This window comes from Streptomyces sp. NPDC101234 (genome assembly GCF_044767525.1).
Taxonomy (GTDB): domain Bacteria; phylum Actinomycetota; class Actinomycetes; order Streptomycetales; family Streptomycetaceae; genus Streptomyces; species Streptomyces sasae.
The window spans coordinates 103593-122954 of sequence record NZ_JBIWOA010000005.1 but is presented as its reverse complement, the minus strand read 5'-3'; the positions used below and the strand labels follow the sequence as shown (position 1 = coordinate 122954).

The 19362-nt window shown below is 68.4% G+C and carries 17 protein-coding genes; 9 read left to right on the top strand and 8 right to left on the bottom strand.

Annotated elements, in window-relative coordinates; all coding sequences use genetic code 11:
* Nucleotides 1-61 precede the first annotated feature (61 nt).
* Nucleotides 62-1945 (bottom strand): beta-glucoside-specific PTS transporter subunit IIABC, encoded by a 1884-nt coding sequence (locus ACIRR9_RS11205; RefSeq protein ID WP_403749942.1) that lies wholly within the window; start codon nt 1943-1945, stop codon nt 62-64.
* 448 nt (nt 1946-2393) lie between these two features.
* Here ACIRR9_RS11205 and ACIRR9_RS11200 point away from each other — a divergent pair, with 448 nt between their 5' ends.
* The 4 genes from ACIRR9_RS11200 to ACIRR9_RS11185 all read left to right on the top strand — a co-directional run bounded on the left by ACIRR9_RS11200 (nt 2394) and on the right by ACIRR9_RS11185 (nt 6103).
* Nucleotides 2394-3413: a Gfo/Idh/MocA family protein gene (locus ACIRR9_RS11200; protein ID WP_403749941.1), complete on the top strand. Its 1020-nt coding sequence runs from the start codon at nt 2394-2396 to the stop codon at nt 3411-3413.
* Nucleotides 3410-4021 (top strand): histidine phosphatase family protein, encoded by a 612-nt coding sequence (locus ACIRR9_RS11195; RefSeq protein WP_403749939.1) that lies wholly within the window; start codon nt 3410-3412, stop codon nt 4019-4021. Before ACIRR9_RS11200 ends, ACIRR9_RS11195 begins: the two co-directional genes overlap by 4 nt.
* Before the next feature lie 85 nt (nt 4022-4106).
* Nucleotides 4107-4376, top strand: a complete 270-nt coding sequence (locus ACIRR9_RS11190) for an HPr family phosphocarrier protein (protein ID WP_403749936.1) — start codon at nt 4107-4109, stop codon at nt 4374-4376.
* A gap of 11 nt (nt 4377-4387) precedes the next feature.
* Nucleotides 4388-6103: a putative PEP-binding protein gene (locus tag ACIRR9_RS11185; protein WP_403749933.1), complete on the top strand. Its 1716-nt coding sequence runs from the start codon at nt 4388-4390 to the stop codon at nt 6101-6103.
* Between the two features lie 58 nt (nt 6104-6161).
* On the opposite strand, the gene ACIRR9_RS11180 is transcribed toward ACIRR9_RS11185, so the two are convergent.
* The 7 genes from ACIRR9_RS11180 to ACIRR9_RS11150 form a co-directional block, all read right to left on the bottom strand.
* On the bottom strand, nt 6162-6584 hold the full coding sequence (locus ACIRR9_RS11180; RefSeq protein ID WP_403749930.1) for a nitroreductase/quinone reductase family protein: 423 nt from the start codon (nt 6582-6584) through the stop codon (nt 6162-6164).
* 91 nt (nt 6585-6675) lie between these two features.
* Entirely contained in the window at nt 6676-8139 is a 1464-nt protein-coding gene (locus ACIRR9_RS11175; RefSeq protein WP_403749928.1) for an MDR family MFS transporter, read from the bottom strand.
* Nucleotides 8140-8544: 405 nt separating this feature from the next.
* Nucleotides 8545-9405, bottom strand: coding sequence for a helix-turn-helix transcriptional regulator (locus ACIRR9_RS11170; protein WP_403749926.1), 861 nt, complete (start codon nt 9403-9405; stop codon nt 8545-8547).
* A gap of 104 nt (nt 9406-9509) precedes the next feature.
* On the bottom strand, nt 9510-10763 hold the full coding sequence (locus tag ACIRR9_RS11165) for an MFS transporter (protein ID WP_403749925.1): 1254 nt from the start codon (nt 10761-10763) through the stop codon (nt 9510-9512).
* Nucleotides 10764-10865: 102 nt separating this feature from the next.
* Nucleotides 10866-11708, bottom strand: a complete 843-nt coding sequence (locus ACIRR9_RS11160; protein WP_403749923.1) for an aldo/keto reductase — start codon at nt 11706-11708, stop codon at nt 10866-10868.
* A 128-nt stretch (nt 11709-11836) separates the two neighbouring features.
* Nucleotides 11837-12523: an NADPH-dependent F420 reductase gene (locus ACIRR9_RS11155; RefSeq protein ID WP_403749921.1), complete on the bottom strand. Its 687-nt coding sequence runs from the start codon at nt 12521-12523 to the stop codon at nt 11837-11839.
* A gap of 122 nt (nt 12524-12645) precedes the next feature.
* On the bottom strand, nt 12646-13527 hold the full coding sequence (locus tag ACIRR9_RS11150) for a helix-turn-helix transcriptional regulator (protein ID WP_403749919.1): 882 nt from the start codon (nt 13525-13527) through the stop codon (nt 12646-12648).
* A gap of 157 nt (nt 13528-13684) precedes the next feature.
* Here ACIRR9_RS11150 and ACIRR9_RS11145 point away from each other — a divergent pair, with 157 nt between their 5' ends.
* The 5 genes from ACIRR9_RS11145 (at nt 13685) to ACIRR9_RS11125 (ending at nt 19210) form a co-directional block, all read left to right on the top strand.
* Entirely contained in the window at nt 13685-14620 is a 936-nt protein-coding gene (locus ACIRR9_RS11145) for an NADP-dependent oxidoreductase (RefSeq protein ID WP_403749917.1), read from the top strand.
* A 116-nt stretch (nt 14621-14736) separates the two neighbouring features.
* Entirely contained in the window at nt 14737-16323 is a 1587-nt protein-coding gene (locus ACIRR9_RS11140; RefSeq protein WP_403749915.1) for a Na+/H+ antiporter, read from the top strand.
* 50 nt (nt 16324-16373) lie between these two features.
* Nucleotides 16374-17288, top strand: coding sequence for an aldo/keto reductase (locus tag ACIRR9_RS11135; protein ID WP_403749913.1), 915 nt, complete (start codon nt 16374-16376; stop codon nt 17286-17288).
* Between the two features lie 34 nt (nt 17289-17322).
* Nucleotides 17323-18087, top strand: coding sequence for an SDR family NAD(P)-dependent oxidoreductase (locus ACIRR9_RS11130; RefSeq protein WP_403749911.1), 765 nt, complete (start codon nt 17323-17325; stop codon nt 18085-18087).
* 232 nt (nt 18088-18319) lie between these two features.
* A complete protein-coding gene (locus ACIRR9_RS11125; protein ID WP_403749909.1) occupies nt 18320-19210 on the top strand; it encodes an aldo/keto reductase in 891 nt (296 codons plus the stop codon).
* Nucleotides 19211-19362 lie beyond the last annotated feature (152 nt).

The window sequence follows — 19362 nt, the reverse complement described above, 5'->3', positions numbered from 1 at the left end:
CCTGCCGTGCGGCGGGTGGGGCGTCGGCCGCCCCACCGGTTCGGTGGGGCGGCCGGGCGGCTCAGCCGATCAGGTCGAGGGCGGCGTGCCGGGGCTGTACGTCACCGGTGGCGGTGGGCACGACGGCGGAGTGGCTGCCCGGGTCGGTCACTATCAGGACGGTCATCGGGTCGTAGCCCGCGTCGGTGATGACCTTGAGGTCGACGTCGGTGAGCAGATCGCCCGCTTCGACGCGCTGGCCCTGGGTGACCGCAGGGGTGAAGCCACGGCCCTTGAGCTCGACGGTGTTGAGACCGATGTGCACGAGCACTTCCACACCGCTGTCGCTGCGGATGCCGAAGGCGTGCGGCATGACGCTGACGAGGGTGCCGCCGATGGGGGCGTAGACCTTGCCCTCGGAGGGGATCACGGCCAGGCCGGATCCCATCGCGCCGGAGGAGAAGACCTTGTCGGGCACCTCGGAGAGCGGTACGACCTTTCCGGCGACCGGTGCCGCCAGCGTCGCAACCCCGTCGTCCGACGTATCGGCGCTGTCCGTGCCCGCCCCGGCCGTCTCGGGCAGGTCCTTGAACCCCAGGACGAGGGTCAGGCCGAACGCGAGGGCCACGGCGATCCCGCAGCCGATCAGCTGGAGGGAGAAGTTGCCGACGCCCATGGTCGAGGCGAGCGTAATCGCACCGGGCAGGACGAAGCCGTCTGTTCCCGAGTTGCCCGCCGCCGCGATCGCACCGCCCACGCCGCCGCCGATGGCCGCGAAGACGAAGGGGCGCTTGAGCCGCAGCGTGACACCGTAGATCGCCGGCTCGGTAACGCCCGCGACGAAGGCGGAGATGCTGGCCGGACCGGCCACGGCCTTGAGGTCCTTGTTGCGCGTCCTGAGGAAGACCGCGAAGGTGGCGGCGCCCTGGGCGAGGACCGCCGGGAACACCGTGCCGAGCAGGATCGAGTGGCCGCTCGTCGCCAGTTCCTGGGTCAGGAACGGTGCGAAGGCCCAGTGCAGACCGAAGATGACGATGGTCTGCCACAGACCGCCGAACACACCGCCCGCAGCCCATGGGGCCACGCCCCACAGGTCCTGGATTCCGGAAGCGACGGCGTCGCCGGCCCGGTTCGCGACGGGCCCGATGGCCAGGAAAGCGACGGGGACGACGACCGCGAGGGTGATCAGGGGGACCGTGAAGTTGCGCACCACAGCCGGGATCACCCGCTCCAGCAGACGCTCGACGTGCGACTGGAAGAACACCGCCAGGATGACCGGGATGACTGAGGACAGATAGTTGCCCATGACGACCGGGATGCCCAGGAAGGTCAGATCCCCGCCCGCCTGGTCGAACGCCTGGAGCGTCAGGGGCGTGCCGTCCTTGCCCGGGATGACGGCGATGGTCGCGGAGTAGACGAGCGCGCCGGCGATCGCGATGGCCGTGAACTGGTTCGCCTTGAAACGCTTCGCGGCGGTGACGGCCAGCAGGATGGGCAGGAACTGGAACAGGGCGTCGGCCGTCGTGAACCAGATGGCGTACGTGGACGTGCCCTGGAACTCGGGGCTGATCTTCACGACGACCGCGAGGAGCGCCTTGAGTAGACCGACGGCCGCCAGGGTCCACAGGAACGGGGTGAAGATGCTGGTGACGACGTCCATCGCACGGGGCAGGAAGCCACCGGTGGTGGTGCCGCCGCCGTCGCGCTCGTCGACGCCGTGCGCGATGACCGCCTTGTAGACCTCGCTGACGGTGTTGCCGATGACGACCTGGAACTGACCGCCCGACTCGACGACCGCGATGACACCGCGCGTCGCCTCGACGGCCTCCTTGTCCACCTTGGAGCGGTCGTTGAGGACGAAACGCAGCCGGGTCGCGCAGTGGGCGACGGATCTGACGTTCTCCTTGCCGCCGATGCCCCGCAGGACATCTTCGGCGATCACTTCGTACTTGCTGCTTGTTGCCACGGCTCCTCCTCGAGCCCCGCTGTCACCGGACCGGCCGAGACGGTTCGTGAAAACAAAAAGACCCAAGCTGGGATCCTTGATGCCGTTCCCGAGAACGCCGGAAAACACCGGCAGAAGTCAGGGAACAGCGGATCTCAGCTTGGGTCTTGCCTGCGGCCCAGTAACAATCCCAGCTTTGGATAGGGCACCGAGGTGCGCCTTGGGGCAGGACAGTAGACGCCGGATTTTTCCGTGTCCAGACATTGCGCAAGACCATTTTCCGCCGGATCGGGGAGCGGAACGCTCGCCGGCGCCCCGTTGACGTCGCGCTCGCTCTGACGTTACGGTGCGGTTCACGGATTGTTACCGGTGTGAGCCGGGCAAGACCTGGGACGAGCTGTCGTACGGCAGCCGCGCCCGGGTCTTTTTTTGTGCCCGGACACGGCGAGACGGCAGTGAGGAGTGGCGAATGCGAACGGGTGGAATCCGCTGGGGGATCCTCGGCGCGGGCAAGATCGCCCAGGTCTTCGTCGCCGAACTCCGGGCCGCAGGACTGCTGGTGTCGGCGGTGGCGGCCCGCGACCCGGACCGCGCGGCGCGCTTCGCCCGCGAGACGGGCATCCCCGTCTCCTACGGGTCCTACGAGCAACTCGTCGACGACCCGGCCGTGGACGTCGTGTACGTCGCCACCCCGCAGCCCTTCCACGCCGACCAGGCGATCCTCGCGATCGAGGCGGGCAAGGCGGTGCTCGTCGAGAAGTCGTTCACCGACGACGCGCCCTCGGCACAACGGATCGTGGACGCCGCCCGCCGTCGCTCGGTGTTCGCGATGGAGGCGATGTGGACCCGCTTCCTGCCCACGTGCGCCGAGATCCGTGCCGAGCTCGCCCGCGGCTCGATCGGCGAGGTCAGGGGAGTCGTCACGCACCACTTTCAGAAGCTCAACGCCTCTCCGACCGGCCGCCACTACGACCCGGCGCTCGGCGGCGGCGCCGTCGCGGACCTCGGGGTGTACGGCATCTCGCTCGCCTTCCATCTCCTGGGCGCACCGCACGAGATCGTCGCCCCGGGCAACGCGACACCGGCCGGCGTCGACACGAGCGCCTCGGTGCTGATGCGCCACGACCAGGGCCGTACCTCCACCACCCTCACAGCCATGAACACCCCCGGTCCCAACGGCGCCGCCGTCATCGGCACGGACGGCTGGATCGAGATCGACCCCTACTTCTTCGGCTCGACGGGCTTCACGGTGTACGACGCGGGCCGCCCCGGCAGTCCCGTACGGCGGTTCGAGCCGCCGGCCCTGCCGGGTCGGGGGATGCACTTCCAGGCCCTGGAAGTCGAACGCCGCATGCTGGAGGGCGCGCTGGAGAGCCCCCTCATGCCACTGGACGAGAGCGTCGCGGTGATGAGAGCCCTGGACGAGATACGACGCCAGGTGGTCACCGGCAGCGCGTCCCGCCCCGAGCCGGCCGGCCTGCGGCCATGAGGCTCCATCTCGTACGGCACGCCCGCACCGAGTACAACACCGCTGGCCGCCTCCAGGGCTGGTGCGACTCACCGCTGACCGCCGACGGCCTGGAGCAACTGCGCGCGACAGCAGCCCACTTGGCCGAAGTCGAGCTGACGGGGGCCTGGGCGAGCCCCTCCGGGCGGACGATGGCCACCGCGCGGGAGATCCTGCGCCACCACGACGGACTGCGCCTGCGGGCGGACGACGGACTGCGGGAGTACTCCTTCGGAACGTTGGAGGCGCGACCGGAGCCGGAGCTGTACGCCCAGCTCGATCCGTACGCATTCTTTGCGGATGTGATCACTGGGACGCACCCCGGCCTGCCCGGCGGAGAACCCGCCGCAGCGTACCTTGCCCGCATCACCGATACGTTCGCGCGGATCCTGAGGACCCACGCGGAGGGTGACGTCCTCGTCGTCACCCACGGCGTCACCCTGTTCACCTACCTGGCACGCCTGGGACATAACGGCCGCACAGGGTTGAGTAATTGCAGTGTGACGACCGTCGAGATCATCGAAAACCGCGCCATGGTCCTCGACGTGGGATTCGTGCCGCCGATTTTTGTCCCGCACTCGGTGAGCTGAAGGCCTTCTTCGATCACCCACGGTTTTCCCAACAGCGTCACGAATCGGGTGACGCATATGAAGCGAGAGATAAAAGGAGTCAGGAATGCAGGAGCGACACGCCACCGTCATGTGTTCCCAGGGCCTGCACGCCCGCCCGGCGGCAGCCTTCGCCCGAGCCGTCGCGGCGACCGACCACTCCGTCACCATCCGGAAAACGGACGGAAGCCCGGTGTCCGCGAAGAGCACGCTCATGCTCATGAGCCTGGGCCTCAAGGAAGGCGAGGCCGTCATCCTCGCCTCCGAGGACGAGTCGGCTGGGCCCTCGCTCGACCACCTCGCCGCCCTGCTGGCCACCGAACTCGACGAGCAGTGAGACGAGCCGCCATGAGTACTGTGACCACACCCTCGACCGTGTCCGGCATCGGCGTCGGCCGTGCCGCCGCGATTGCCCCGCTCGCCCTCGTCCGGCCCGTGCCCGCCATTCCCCCGGAAGCCCTTCGGCTGCCCGGTCCGGCGGACAGCGTCACGGCGATCGCCACTGCGGAGAAGGCACTGGCCGAGGTGGTGGGTGAACTCGTCGAGCGGGCCGCCACCGCACCGGGGGCACTCGCCGAAGTGCTCCGCGCGACAGCCGACATGGCTGCTGACCCCGAACTCACCGGCCTGGTGCGGGCCCGGATCGAGAGCGGCCAGGGCCCGGCCGCCGCCGTGGACGACGCCGTCGCGGAGGTCATCGCGATGCTCACCGCCGCGGGCGGTCTGTTCGCCGAGCGGTCGACCGACCTGCGGAGTGTCCGCGATCACGTGGTGGCCCGGATCCTCGGACTTCCCGCCCCGGGACTGCCCGAGCTGCGGGAGAGGTCCGTGGTCTGTGCGGTCGACCTCTCGCCGGCCGACACCGCCGCACTCGACCTGGGAAAGGTCGCCGCCCTCGTCACCGAATCGAGCGGCCCCACCGGGCATACGGCGATCATCGCGCGGCAACTCGGCATCCCGTGCGTCGTCCGGGCCACCGGGGCCACCGGGATCCCTGAGGGGACCCTCGTCGCCGTAGACGCCGGGAACGGAACCATCACCGCGAACCCGGATCAGGCCCTGGTCGAGACGATCCACCGCCGAGCGGAGATTGAATGCCTGCTCGCTGAGGACACCGCACCGGGCGCGACGTCCGACGGCCACCCTGTTCCGCTGCTCGCCAACGTCGGCACCCCGCACGAGATCGAGCAGCTCGCCCCGGCTGCGGTCGAGGGCGTGGGGCTGTTCCGCACGGAAGTGCTCTTCCTGGACGCCGCGACAGCACCCTCGCGCGACCAGCAGGCCCCGCAGTACGCCCGAGCCCTCGCTGCGTCGAAGGGCGCCAAGACGGTCGTACGCACCCTCGACGCCGGCGCCGACAAGCCGCTCGCGTTCGCCGCGCAGGAGGACGAGGACAACCCGGCGCTGGGGGTGCGCGGTTACCGGCTCGTCCGTACGCAGCCCGAGCTGCTGGAGGAACAGCTCGCGGCACTGGGCGAGACCACGCGCGCGCTCCCGCCCGACGACCGGTCCCAGGTGTGGGTGATGGCGCCGATGATCTCCACGGCTGCCGAGGCCCGTGTCTTCGCCCGGCTCGCCCGCGCTCACGGTGTCCAGACCGTCGGCGTGATGATCGAGGTCCCGGCCGCCGCGCTCCAGGCGGCGGCGATCCTCGAAGAGGTCGACTTCGTCTCGATCGGCACGAACGACCTCGCCCAGTACACGATGGCCACGGACCGCCTGCGCGGTGAACTCACCGACCTGCTCGACCCGTGGCAGCCCGCCGTGCTCGCCCTCGTCGCCGCGACCGCCAGTGCCGGAGCGGCCATGGGCAAGCCTGTCGGGGTGTGCGGGGAGTCGGCGTCGGACCCGCTGATGGCGCTGGCCCTGACAGGCATGGGCGTCACCAGCCTCTCGATGTCCGCTCCGGCACTGCCCGCCGTACGCCACGCACTGCGCCATCACAGCCTGGCGCAGTGCGAGTCCATCGCGGAAGCGGTGCTGTCCGCTCCGAGCGCCGATCAGGCCAGAAACGCTGCTCGTGCGCTCGCCGACGCGGCGGTGGTGGCACGGCTCGGACTCTGAAACCCGCTGTGAACGAAGTCGCCGTGAGGCCGTGACGCTCGATCCATCGCCTCCGGCGTCAATCCCCGATTTCATCGAAGACGATCTCGACAAGGGGGCTTCCTTTCACCCACTCCTCTCTGACCTCCGCGGAGAGGGCTGCGTCCGGTCCACGGAGATGGTTCAAGTTGCTCACGATCGCCGTGAGAATCCGTCGCCTCGGAGCGGGGTCGGTGATCGGAACGGCCGTCGCTTGCAGGTCCGCATGCACTCCGTTCTTCAGGTGGAAGATAAAGCGCGGGTTCGCTCGGAGGTTCGCGTACCAGGACCGTGGGTCGGGGGTGCTGGCGAGGTACCACTTTCCGTCGACGTGGTGGAACCAGATCTCGATGCGCCGAGGTTGCCCGGTGCGGGCACCGTACGTGGTGATGTCGATCGTGCGTTCGGAGGCGGATGAATCGCGGTGGAGCGACAGTGCGTCGAGGATTTCGGGAGTGATCATGGTCCTGGTCCCTTCAAGGCCGATTGTCTGAGGACGGATGGCCGGGGTTCCTGCGCCCTCGCGATCCGAGACCGTGCGGGCGCAGGAACGGTCAGTGTGCTGCGGACGCCGGGGTCGCCTCCTCGGCGGGCTTGCGGACGAAGAATCCGAGGACGACGGTGACGGTCGCGATGATCCCCGCGATGAGGAACGCCGACCGGGTGCCGTTGACTCCGGCTTCAGGACCGGGGATTCCCTCGGCCGCTCCGTTGTACAGGGCGGCGGAGTAGATCCCGACGAGCAGCGCCACACCGATGGCGCCGGCGACCTGCTGCACTGTGTTCAGAACGGCCGACCCATGTGAGAACAGGCTCGGACGCAGCGACCCGAGGGATGCGCTGAACAAGGGAGTGAACGCCATCGAGACACCCACCGACAACACCGACTGGGCGACCATCAGAACGAGCAGGGACGTCGTCTGTCCCACCGTGGTGTAGAAGAACAGCGCCGCGGTCATCAACGCCGTACCCGGCACGATGAGCACCTGAGAGCCCCAGCGGTCGTAGATGCGGCCGACGCCCGGGCCGACCAGGCCCATCAGCAGCGACCCGGGCAGCAACACGAGGCCCGCCTTCACCGAATCAAGGCCCGCCACGCTCTGCAGGTACTGGGGCAGCAGCGTAAGCGTGCCGAACATCGACAGGGCCACGATGGTCATGATGATCACCGAGACGCTGAAGTTCGCGGACCGGAACACCCGCATGTCCAGCAGAGCGCCGTCGCGACGCTGGAGCGTCAGCTGCCGCCACACGAACACCGCCAGCGACAGCACCCCGGCGATCAGCACGAGCACGCCGGTCGTCGACGTGCTGTCACCGTGAGCGGAGCCCACCTCGGTGAGGCCATACACGATGCCGCCGAACGCCAGAGCCGACAACACGACCGAGGCGCCGTCGATGGGCGCGTGGCTGCGCTCACCCAGGTTGGTCATGAAGCGCGCGCCGATCAGCAGCGCGGCAATCGCGATCGGCAGGACGATGCCGAACAGCCACCGCCACCCGAGCGTGTCCACGACCACACCGGACAGCGTGGGGCCGATGGCCGGGGGGAGCCCCATCACGAGGACGACACGGCCCATCAGACGACCACGTAGCGAAGGCGGCGCGACGGTCATCACGGTGGTCATCAGCAGGGGCATCATCATGCCGGTGCCAGCGGCCTGCACGAGCCGTCCGATCAGCAGCACGGTGAACCCGGGCGCGACCAGGTCGATGACGGTTCCGGCGATGAAAGTGGTGATCGCGGTGAAGAACAGCTGCCGAGTGCTGAATCTCTGGATCAGGAACCCGGTGGTGGGGATGACGACCGCCATCGTGAGCATGAACGCGCTGGTGAGCCACTGGCCGCGCTCCGGCGGGATACCAAGATCCTCGTTGAGGTGAGGAAGGGCGATGCCCATCGTCATCTCGTTCAGGATGGTGACGAACGTGGCGATCAGCATGAGCCAGATCACCCGCATTCCGGCTGCGGGGATCCGTTCGTCCGGAGGGGACTGAAGAGTTTCGGTGGACGTCACAAGACTTCCTCAGAGGAGTGAAGAACGGGCATGAAGGGAGGTCGAAGACGTCGTTGTTCTCGGCCGTTTGGTTGGAGGGCCACGGTGGTGGCATCCGGTCGGCGTCGGTGGGCCGTCGGCTCCGGTGATGCCCGATGCCAGATCGGTGCCGATCCCGCCTTGCGCCGGAACGGGGCGGCCCACGTGCCCTGGGGGGCACGAGCGGGTTCCGTCGGGCTCCGCGCAAGTCCAACGAAAGCAGCTGCCGAGGCCCTCAGACAGTCACGCCTGTGAGGGGTTATGGCAGGGACCCCTTCGCGCTGACCTGGCGACATGGCGGCAGGACGCTCGGTCAGGTCGCGGAACCCGATGGCGTCGCGGGCGTGAAGCCTGGAGGAGGGCCCGGCGGCAACGCTCGGTGCCGGGCTATGCGGCGTTGTCGGCCTGGCTCTGGGTGGCTGCCGAGGCGGCCAGGAGCTTCAAAGCGTCGGCGGCAGGAGTGCCGGGATCGGCGCTGTAGACCGTCAGACACAGCCCCGCGTCACCAGGCACGTCCAACGTCTCATGGATCAGCTCCAGCTCGCCCACTACCGGGTGCAGGAAGCGTTTGGTGCCGTCGGCGCAGGCGCGTACGTCGTGCGCACCCCACAGGGTACGGAAGGCGGAACTGCGGGTGGACAGCTCACCGATCAGGTTCGACAGCTCGCGGTCGCCGGGGTTCCTGTCGACCGCGACCCGCAGCGCGCCCACTGCTTCGCGGGCCACGCGGTCCCAGTCGGGGTAGAACCGGGGAGCGCGGGGGTCGAGGAAGACGAACCGGGAAGTGTTGGCCGGCTCCACCTCGAACACCGTGCAGAGCAGCGCGCGGGCCAGCGGGTTCGCCGCGAGGACGTCCGTGCGGTAGTTGCGTATGTACGCCGGCTGGTCGCGCAGTCCTTCGATGATGTGTAGTACGCCGGGCCGGACAGGGGTCTTCTTGGGGTGGCGCCGGGCGCGGGCGGGGCCGGTGTTGGCCGCCCGGGCGAGTTCGTACAGGTGCTCTCGCTCAGTTTCGTCGAGTCGCAGGGCCTGGGCGAGGGAGTCGAGCACGCCGTCCGAGACCCCGCGGAGGTTGCCGCGTTCCAGGCGCGTGTAGTACTCAATGCTTACCCCGGCGAGCACCGCGACCTCGCCGCGCCGCAGCCCGGGAACTCGCCGCCGCCCGTGCACCGGCATGTCGGCCTGCTCAGGAGTGATCTTGGCGCGTCGGGACTTGAGGAATGCGCTGACTTCGGCCCGATTGTCCATAGGCGCCAGGGTATTGAGACGGGACGGCCGGTGAGAGTCCCTGTCAATACCCCTCACGGCAGGGACTCCCGCAGACAGAGCCGGAACTGATCTCCTGTCACCTCTCACAGGGATGCCTTCGACTTCTCGGCTCGCACGGTGGAACGGTCGTCCAGGGCGCCGGCATCCGCAAGGCGGCTGCGGCTGACAGCCCAGACGGCAAGGCCGATCAGAGTGATGGCCAGGGAAGCGACCATGACCGCTGTCCAGCCACCGGCTGCCCAGAGGGGGCCGGCCATCGCCGAACCGAGCGCGCCGCCAAGGAAGTTGCTGACGACGAAGGCCGTGTTCAGCCGGCTGCGAGCCGAGCCTGGCAGGGCGAAGAGGCGGGTCTGCCCCAGCACAAGATTGGCCTGCACGGCGATGTCGAGGGCGATGACGACGACGATCAGCGCGATGATCGAACTGCTCGCGGCCCAGGCAGCAACCAGCGACAGTCCCAGCAGCGTCAGTGCGATGCCGGTGACGGGTACGGACCAGCCGCGATCGTGCAGGGCGCCCGCGCGCCGTGCCGCAAGGGCCCCGGCCAGGCCGGCCAGACCCAACAGGCCGATCTGGCTCGTGGAGTAGGAGAACGGCGCCGCCGTCAGCAGGTAGGTCAGCGACGTCCAGAACAGCGAGAACACGGCGAAGCTCGCGCCCGAGATGACCAGGGTCGGGGGGACCGCGCGATAACGGGCCACGGTGGTGAACACCGAACCGACAAGGCGCGGGTAAGGGACGGGTTCGCGTGGTTCGAGGACGGGGATGACGGCGCGGAGCACGACGGCGAGGACGAGCGTCACCACGGCGGCGATCACGTAGATGGCCCGCCAGCCGAGGAGGTCGGCGACGAAGCCGCTGATCGTGCGGGAGAGCAGGATGCCGATCAACGCGCCCGACGCGACCGCACCGACCACGCGTCCGCGTCGTTCGGGCTCGGCGAGTTCGCTGGCCAGCGGGGTCAGCAGCTGCGCGCCGACCGTCGTCAGCCCGACACCGCCGAGCGCCACGAGGAGCACCGCGAAGCTCGGCGCCACGGCGGCGCCGAGCAGCGTCGCGGCGGACAGCGCCAGAATGAGGGGAATGAGCCGTCGTCGGTTCAGGACGTCGCCGAGCGGTACGAGGAGGAAGATACCGAGCGCGTACCCGACCTGAGTGACGGTCACCAGTGTGGCCGCGCTCGAAGACGAGACGCCGAGAGACCCCGCGATGGTCTCGATCAGGGGCTGGGCCCAGTAGAGATTGCCGACGGCCATCCCGGCGGCGATCGCGAAGACGAGCGTGCGCGCCGGGGTCATCCGACGGTCGGGCACGGAGGACGTGGTTGGCCCTGACATGCGGGGTCCTTTCCTTTCGTGTACGAGGTGACCGGCAACAAGGTGCCGTTGTCGGCGAGTTCGCAGAGCGCGGTTGCTCCTGCGTCCCCGCGGTGTGAAGGGTTACTCGAACCGCATCAGCAGTTCGAGCATCCGCGGGTCCTGGTGCGTGAACCCTGCCCCGGGCTGCCCGCGGTCCAGACCGGCGATCGCGGTCATCTCGCCGTCGCTCAACTCGAAGCCGAAAACATCGAGGTTTGCGCGCAGCCGTTCCGCACGCGTGCTCTTGACCACCAGCGCGATGTCCCGCTGGGTCAGCCAGCGCAGGATGACCTGCGGAACGGTCTTACCGTGCACCTGGGCGATGCCTTCCAGCACAGGGTGCGTGAGCACCTCCGGATTGCCCTGCGCAAGAGGCGCCCATGCCTGCAGGATCGTGCCGTACTTGCTCTGAAGCTCCTGCATCTCGGTCTGCTGGTTGAACGGATGCGTCTCGCGCTGGTTGACCGCCGGCACGACGCGGTTGTGGGTGACCAGGTCGAGGTAGCGATCGGGGTAGAAGTTCGACACGCCGATCGCCCGGATCCGCCCCTCGTCGAGGAGTTCCTCCATCGCCCGCCATGCGCCGTAGTAGTCGCCGAACGGCTGGTGCATGAGGTACAGGTCGAGGTAGTCCAGGCCCAGGTTGTCCAGCGAGACCTGGAAGGCCTGCTTCGTCTTCGCATAGCCGTAGTCCTTGAACCACAGCTTCGTCGTGATGAACAGTTCCTCGCGCGGCACGCCGGAGTCCGCCAGCGCTGCCCCGAGGGCCCGCTCGTTGTAGTAGCGGGAGGCCGTGTCGATGAGCCGGTACCCGGCGTCGAGAGCGGCGGGGACGGCCTCGGCAACCTCCGTGTCGCTCATCTGGAAGACACCGAGCCCGAGCTTCGGCATCTTCACTCCGTTGTTCAGAGTGATGTGCTCCATCGTTTCCTCACTTTCGCCTGTGCCTCCTGAAGGCACAGGTGCGTCCGCCGACGGCCGGAAGATGGCCCGCAAGAGCTGGCGGAGCATCTTCCGGCCTGACCGGCCGGGCGCCGTCGGATTCGTCGTCTCTAGGCGCGGACGATCGCGATGTTGAAGTCGAACGAGTTGAACGCGGCCGACAGCGCGAACGTCATCGCCCCGTACATCTCGGCCGCGCGTGCGGCACGGATGCCACCGAGATCCACGGTGTCCTCGGCGGGCCAGCCGAACTCGCGGAGCAGGCCCGTGACGGTCTCCTTGGCGGCGGCGTCTTCACCTGCAACGAAGACGTTGTGCCGGCCCGGGAGCCTGGCCGGGTCGACCATGATGTCGGCGAGCATGGTGTTGAGCGACTTGACGACGCGGGCCTCGGGGTAGGTCCGCTGGATCTGCTCGGCGAGGCTGTCGGTGTTCGCCACCGTCAGGGTCGGCGGCATCCCCTGCGACAGGTCGAGGGGCAGCGCGACATCGAGGAGCACCTTCCCGGACAGGTTGGCGGCGCCGGTCGCCTCCAGCGCGCTCAGGGAGAGGGCTCCCTGGGTGGCGTTGACGATGATCTCGCCGTGGGCCCCTGCGTCGGCGAACGCCGCGAGCCGCACCGCCTGGTGGTCCTGCTGCCACTGGGCGAAGGGCACATTGCCCAGCCAGTCGGGCTCGGTGCGCGCCAGGGTCTGCTCCGCGTCGCGCGTGCCGATCACCACATCGTGACCTAGCGTGCTCAGCCGGCCCGCGATGGCTCGGCCGACCATGCCGGTGCCCAGAACTGCGATCTTCATGATGGATTCCTCCGGGTCAGTGCCTTGTACATGACCCAGGGAACGGGAAACGTCCGTGACGAGGGAGTCTGCGCTGTGAGGGGTACTGGCAGGGACCCCCAGCAGCCGGGGAGGCAGGCTACTCAGCTGGTCTGCGACTCGGTTTTCTGCTTCTGGCCTGCGGTGGCGGACCAGCTGGCGAGGAGTTTGAGGGCGTCCTCGGCGGGGCTTCCGGGAGGCGCGCTGTAGACGACCACGTTGAGTCCGTTTTCGTCCGGCAGCAGCATGCTCTCGTGGTCGAGTGCCAGGTCGCCTACGACGGGGTGGCGGAAGCGTTTGGTGCCCTCCCGGAAGACGTGGACGTCGTGGGAGCCCCACAGCGTGCGGAAGGTGTCGCTGCGGGTGGACAGCTCGCCGATCAGATCGGACAGCTCGCGGTCGTAGGGGTTCTTGCCTGCCGCGATGCGCAGGACGCCGACGGCCTCGTGGGTGACGCGTTCCCAGTCGGCGTAGAAGTGCCGGGCTTCGGGGCTGAGGAAAGCGAACCGCGCGCTATTGGCCCCATAGGACGGGTCGGCGTACATCGGCGCGAACAAGGCCCGCCCCAGTGGGTTCGCGGCCAGCGTGTCGAGGCGCTCGTTCTTCACAAACGCCGGGAGCTGCGGCATGCCCTCGATGATCCGCGCCACGCTCGGCCGCACCATCGGCTGGTTCTCGCGCTGCCTAGTCCTCGATGGGCGCGCAGGCCCGGCGGCGCGGGCGAGGTCGTACAGATGCATGCGTTCGGTGTCGTCCAGACGCAGGGCCTTGGCCAGGGCGTCCAGCACACTGTCGGAGACACCACGGAGGTTGCCGCGCTCCAGGCGGGTGTAGTACTCGACGCTCACCCCGGCGAGCATCGCGACCTCGCCCCGGCGCAGCCCGGAGACCCGCCGGTGGCCGTAGACCGGCAGACCCGCCTGCTCGGGGGTGATCTTGTCCCGCCGGGAGCGGAGGAATGCGCTGACTTCGTCCCGGTTGTCCATACCCTCAGGGTAAGCAGAGCTCACCGTGCGTGGGGGTCCCTGCCAGTACCCCTCACAGCGAGGACTCCCACCTCGCAGCCGACATCGGTTGTATGCGAGGTGGCCGACTGGAGCGTACGGAGACGTACCCCAAAGATCCTCAGGAGTGGAGCCTTTCATGAAAGCCGTAGGACTGACCGAGTTCGGCGGACCCGAAGTACTGCAGGTCCTGGACCTGCCGGTGCCCGAGGCGGGACCGGGCGAGATCCGCATCCGGGTGCACGCGGCGGCGGTCAACCCGGTCGACACGTTGCTGCGCAAGGGCATCGCCCACGTCGCCGACATCGAGCCCCCGTACGTCCCCGGGATGGACGCGGCCGGCGTGGTCGATCAGATCGGTGAAGGAACCGACACCGACCTTGCCGTCGGTGACAACGTCATGGCTGTCGTGCTCCTGTCCGGAACACAGGGAGCCTACGCCGAGCAGATCGTCGTCCCCGCGGAGTCGGTGGTCCGCACTCCGGTCGGCCTGAGCCACGTCGAGGCCGCCACGCTGCCCATGAACAGCCTGACCGCCCGGATGGCGCTGGACCTGCTGGACCTGCCCGCCGGCGCCACCATCGTGGTCACGGGTGCGGCTGGCGCGGTCGGCGGCTCCGCGGTCCAGCTGGCCAAGGCCGACGGCTACCGGGTCATCGCCGACGCGGCACCGCAGGACGAACAGCTGGTCAAGGACCTGGGCGCCGACATCGTCCTGCCCCGGGGTGCCGAGTTCCCGGAGCTGGTGCGCAAGGAAGTACCCGACGGCGCCGACGGCCTGATCGACACCGCGGGCATCGCCGCGCAGGCGCTCCGCGCGGTGCGCGACGGCGGCCGGGCGGCCGCCTCGGCCCTCAGCTCCAAGGGGACTGAGGAACGCGGCATCACCACCCAGAACACCTTCGTACCGCACTACGTACGCGAGCACGCCAAGCTCGTCCGCATCCAGCAGCTGGCGGAGGAAGGCAGGCTCGTACCTCGCGTCGGGCAGACGCTGCCGGCCGAACAGGCCGACAAGGCGCACCGGCTGCTGGAAGAGGGCGGCCTGCGCGGGCGCGTGGTTCTCACCTTCTGAGCCGCGGAGCGGCGCCCTTCAGGGGCGACGGCGCATCACTTTCACGCAGAGGACTCGGGCCGCCTCCGCAGGTACCCCTTGACCACGGCGGCCCGGCCTTCCCCAGGAGAAACACCGTGCATGCTCTCGAACTCGTCGTGGTCCTGGGCGTGGCCGTGCTGGTCGGCAACAGCCTGGCACAGCGCCTCGGCGTGGCCCCGCCCATCGTGCTGCTCGGGGCCGGCATGGCGCTGGGGTTCATCCCGGCGGTGCGGCAGGCGGAACTGCCGCCGGAAGTGGTGCTGCTGCTCTTCCTTCCGGTGCTGCTGTACTGGGAGAGCCTGACCGCCTCCCTGCGGGAGATCCGCAGCAACCTGCGCGGCATCGTGCTCATGAGCACCGTGCTCGTCATCCTCACCGCCTGGGCCGTCGCCGCGGCCGGGCATGCCCTCGGGCTGCCGTGGGGACCGGCATGGGTGCTCGGCGCCGCCGTGGCACCCACGGACGCGACGGCCGTCGGCGCTCTCGCGCGCGCTCTGCCCCGCCGCCAGCTCACCGTCCTGCGTGCCGAAAGCCTGATCAACGACGGCACGGCCCTCGTTGTCTACGGTCTCGCGGTCGGCATCACCGTCGGGGAGGAGCACCTGAGCCTCCCGCACGTCGGCGGACTGTTCCTGCTCGCCTACGGCGGCGGGGCCGCGATCGGAGCGGCGGTCGCGTGGGGCACCACGGAGCTGCGGCGCCGACTGGACGACCCCCTGCTGGGCAACCTCGTCATGATCCTGGCGCCGTTCACCGCCTACCTGCTCGCAGAGCTGATCGAGGCATCCGGCGTGCTCGCGGTGGTCGTCAGCGGTCTGATCATGAGCCAGGTCGCGCCCCGTATCGTCCGGGCCGACCACCGTACCCAGGCGTGGGCGCTCTGGCCGATGGCCACGTTCGTCATCAACGCGGTGCTGTTCGTCCTGGTGGGCGTGTCGTTGCAGTACGCCGCCCGTGACCTGGACGGTTCCGACCGCACCGATGCGCTGATCGCGGTAGGCGTCGTCTGCGCGGTGCTCGTCGCCGTACGCTTCGCGTTTCTGTTCGCGTCCGTCTACCTGATCCGCCTGCTCGACCGCCGCCCCGAGCAGCGCCGGCGGCGCGTGAGTCACCGGGCCCGTGTGGTCAGCGGGCTGGCGGGATTCCGGGGCGCGGTCTCGCTCGCGGTCGCCCTCTCGGTGCCGCAGACGCTCCACTCGGGAGAGCCGTTCCCCGACCGCAGCTTCATCATCTTCGTCGTCTCCGGCGTCATCCTCGTCACGCTCGTGGTCCAAGGACTGCTGCTGCCGACGGCGGTGCGCTGGGCGAAGCTGCCGCCCGACACATCGGTCGAGGAGGAACAGAACCTCGCCGAGACCACCGCCATGGAGGAGGCGCTCCAGGCGATTCCGCGGCTCGCACCCGACCTCGGAATCGCACCGGAGACCACCGAGCGGCTGCGCCAGGAGTACGAGGCCCATCTGACGACCGTACGAGCCAGAGGCGCCGGTGCCTACGACGACCCCACGCTGGTCCAGCACCAGGACTACGTCAGATTGCACCTGGCCCTGATCACCCACAAACGCGACACCGTCATCCGTCTTCGCGACGAACGCCAGATCGACGACACCGTACTGCGCCGGCTCTTGTCCTCCCTCGACAACGAAGAGGTCCGCCTGACCGGGGGCGCGACAGTGGAGTGACTCGGCCCCTCGGCAGTTCCGCAGAAGCCATACGCAAGAAGGAGACTCTGATGACCGACACGCATCAGCGTGAATTGAACCCCGGGGTGAACATTCCCCTCGTCGGCTTCGGGACCTACCTCATCCCCGACGACGAGACCGCGTCAGCCGTCGAAAACGCCCTGGCCGCAGGGTACCGGCACGTCGACACCGCCGAGGTGTACGAGAACGAGCGCGGTGTCGGCGAAGGACTGCGCCGCGGTATGCAGCAGGCCGGTCTCGACCGCGGCGACGTATTTGTGACGACCAAGCTGTGGCCGCTGGCGGGAGAGCGCCCCAAGACAAGCGAAGAGACCCTGCGGTCCCTCGACGAGAGCCTCGACCGGCTCGGTCTGGAGCAGGTCGACCTGTACCTCATCCACGCCACGTTCGGGCGTGAGCAGCGCCTGGAACAGTGGCAGGGGCTCGTCGAGGCCTACAAGAGCGGCAAGACGCGGGCAATCGGCGTGTCGAACTTCAACGCCGCTCACATCGACGAGTTGGCCGAGGCAGGACTTCCCGTGCCGCACGCCAACCAGATCGAACTCCACCCCTGGTCGCAAAAGCCGGACCTGGTCGCCTACTTGAGTCAGAAGGACATCACCCCGATCGCCTACAGCAGCCTGGCCCCGCTGTCGACCTGGCGTACCGCGCCCGGTCACGCAAGCGGGAAGACGCAGGAGATGCGCGCCGAGGGCGAACAGTCCGATTCCCCGTTCAAGAGGCTGGCGGCGAAGTACGGCGTGACGGAGGCCCAGTTGCTTCTGCGCTGGGGCGTTCAGAGCGGCTATCCGGTGCTTCCCAAGAGCACCAACCCGGTTCGTATGCGCGAGAATCTGGACCTTTTCTCGTTCCGCATCGACGACGCCGACATGGACGCCATCCGAGGTCTGGATCGCGGTGCCGGCCTCGCCTGGGGCGAAGTGGACCCCACCACCCACGACTGACCATACGCAGCAACTGCCCTGCACCACCCTTTAGATGAAGAAGGACGAAGAAATGCGCACTGCACTGATCACCGGAGCCGGCCGACGAGAAGGGCTGGGGTTCGAGATTGCCCGGCAGCTGGGAGCCGAGGGGTTCCACGTCATCCTCTCTGCCCGGCGGCTCGAGCAGGTCGAACCGCTCGCCGCGGAACTCGTCGCCCAGGGCGTCAAGGCGTCCGCTCTCAAAGTGGACCTGCTCGACCACGCAAGCCTGGCGGCAGCCGCGCAGCAGGTTGAGGCGCAGTTCGGGACGCTGGACGTCCTCGTCAACAACGCCGCGATGATGGTGGGTTCTCCTAACGTCGCGGACAAGGACATGGACGAGCTGCTGTTGGAGTTCCAGACCAATGTGGTCGGCACGTGGAGCGTCACCCAGCAGTTCCTGCCCCTTATCGTCGCCGGCGGCAACGGCAGGATCGTCAACGTGTCCAGCGGCTCAGGGGCGTTCTGGGACCCCGACTACGGACTGGTCAACTACCCCGGATTCGAGATGGAGCGTTTCGGCGCGCCGATCTCGGCCTACGCCCTGACGAAGACGGCAGTCAACGGACTCACGATCAAAATGGCGAAGGAGCTCAAGAGCGACAACATCCTCGTGAACGCCGTGTGCCCCGGAGTCACCGCCACGCGCCCCGGCTCAGAGGAATGGGGGGCTCGCCCCGTCGCCGACGGCGCCAAGGGTGTCGTATGGGCCGCCACCCTGCCCGACGACGGCCCCACCGGCCTCTTCTTCAGGGACGGCAAGCAACTGCCCTGGTGACAACGATCGCCCTCGCGTGATCCAGCAAGTCGCTTGGAAAGCGCCTCCGGCTCCCGCGGGAAGGGGATCTCGAAAATCCTCATTCCTGCTGGGTGGAGGCGCTTTTCGTTTGGCCGCCCGCCCGCCGGACAGCCCGCTCCACGAAAGCGCGAAGCCGAAGTTCCAGCTATTCCAGCCAGGGGGGTACTGGCATGGTCTCCCTCACGAGACCAAGGCTTCCTACGGTGGAGTCATGAGCACCAATTCTCTCCAGTTGAACAACGGCGTCGACATGCCGGCTCTCGGCTTCGGCGTCTTCCAGTCGTCCCCCGAGGAGACCGCCGCGGCGGTCGAGACCGCGCTGAAGACGGGCTACCGGCACATCGACACCGCCGCCGTGTACGGAAACGAGCGCGAGGTGGGCGAGGGCATCCGCCGCTCGGGCCTTGACCGCTCGGAGGTCTTCATCGAGACCAAGGTATGGGTGAGCGACTACGGGTACGAGCAGACCCTGCACGCCTTCGACAAGTCCGCCCGGAAGCTCGGCGTGGAGCAGATCGACCTCCTGATCCTTCACCAGCCGGCGCCGAGGGGATTCGACAAGACCATCGCCGCCTACCAGGCGCTCCAGAAGCTGCTCGCCGACGGGAAGGTCCGCTCCATCGGGATCAGCAACTTCAGGCCCGGACACCTGGCCGAACTGTTCGAACACACCGATGTCGTACCCGCGGTGAACCAGATCGAGCTGCACCCCTACTTCACCCAGCCGGAGGTGCAGCAGGCCGACGCCGAGCACGGCATCCTCACCCAGGCCTGGTCGCCCATCGGCGGCATCACCTTCTATCCCGGCTGGGGCGAGGGCCGCAAGAGCGTGCTCTCCGATCCGCTGCTGCGCGAGATCGCCGACGCGCACGGGAAGACACCGGCGCAGGTCATGCTCCGCTGGCACCTGCAGCAAGGCCGCTCCGCCATCCCGAAGTCCGTCAATCCCGGCCGCATCGCCGAGAACTACGACGTGTTCGACTTCGAGCTGTCAGCCGAGGCGCTCGCGCGTATCGACGCCCTCGACACGGGCGTACGCAACGGCCCGGATCCCGACGAGCGGGACCCGTTCAGCCTGGGGATCACCATCCCCGAGGCGTGAGCGGAGCCCCTTCACCCCACGGCCTGCCAGTCCGGCGGCTGCTCAGGTTTCCCTGAAATGTAATTCCCCCATTCAGGGACAAATATTTCCTGCCTTCGGCAGCGAATTCCGTGCAATTCATCAATAGCACGGCCCATTACACCCCTAATTCC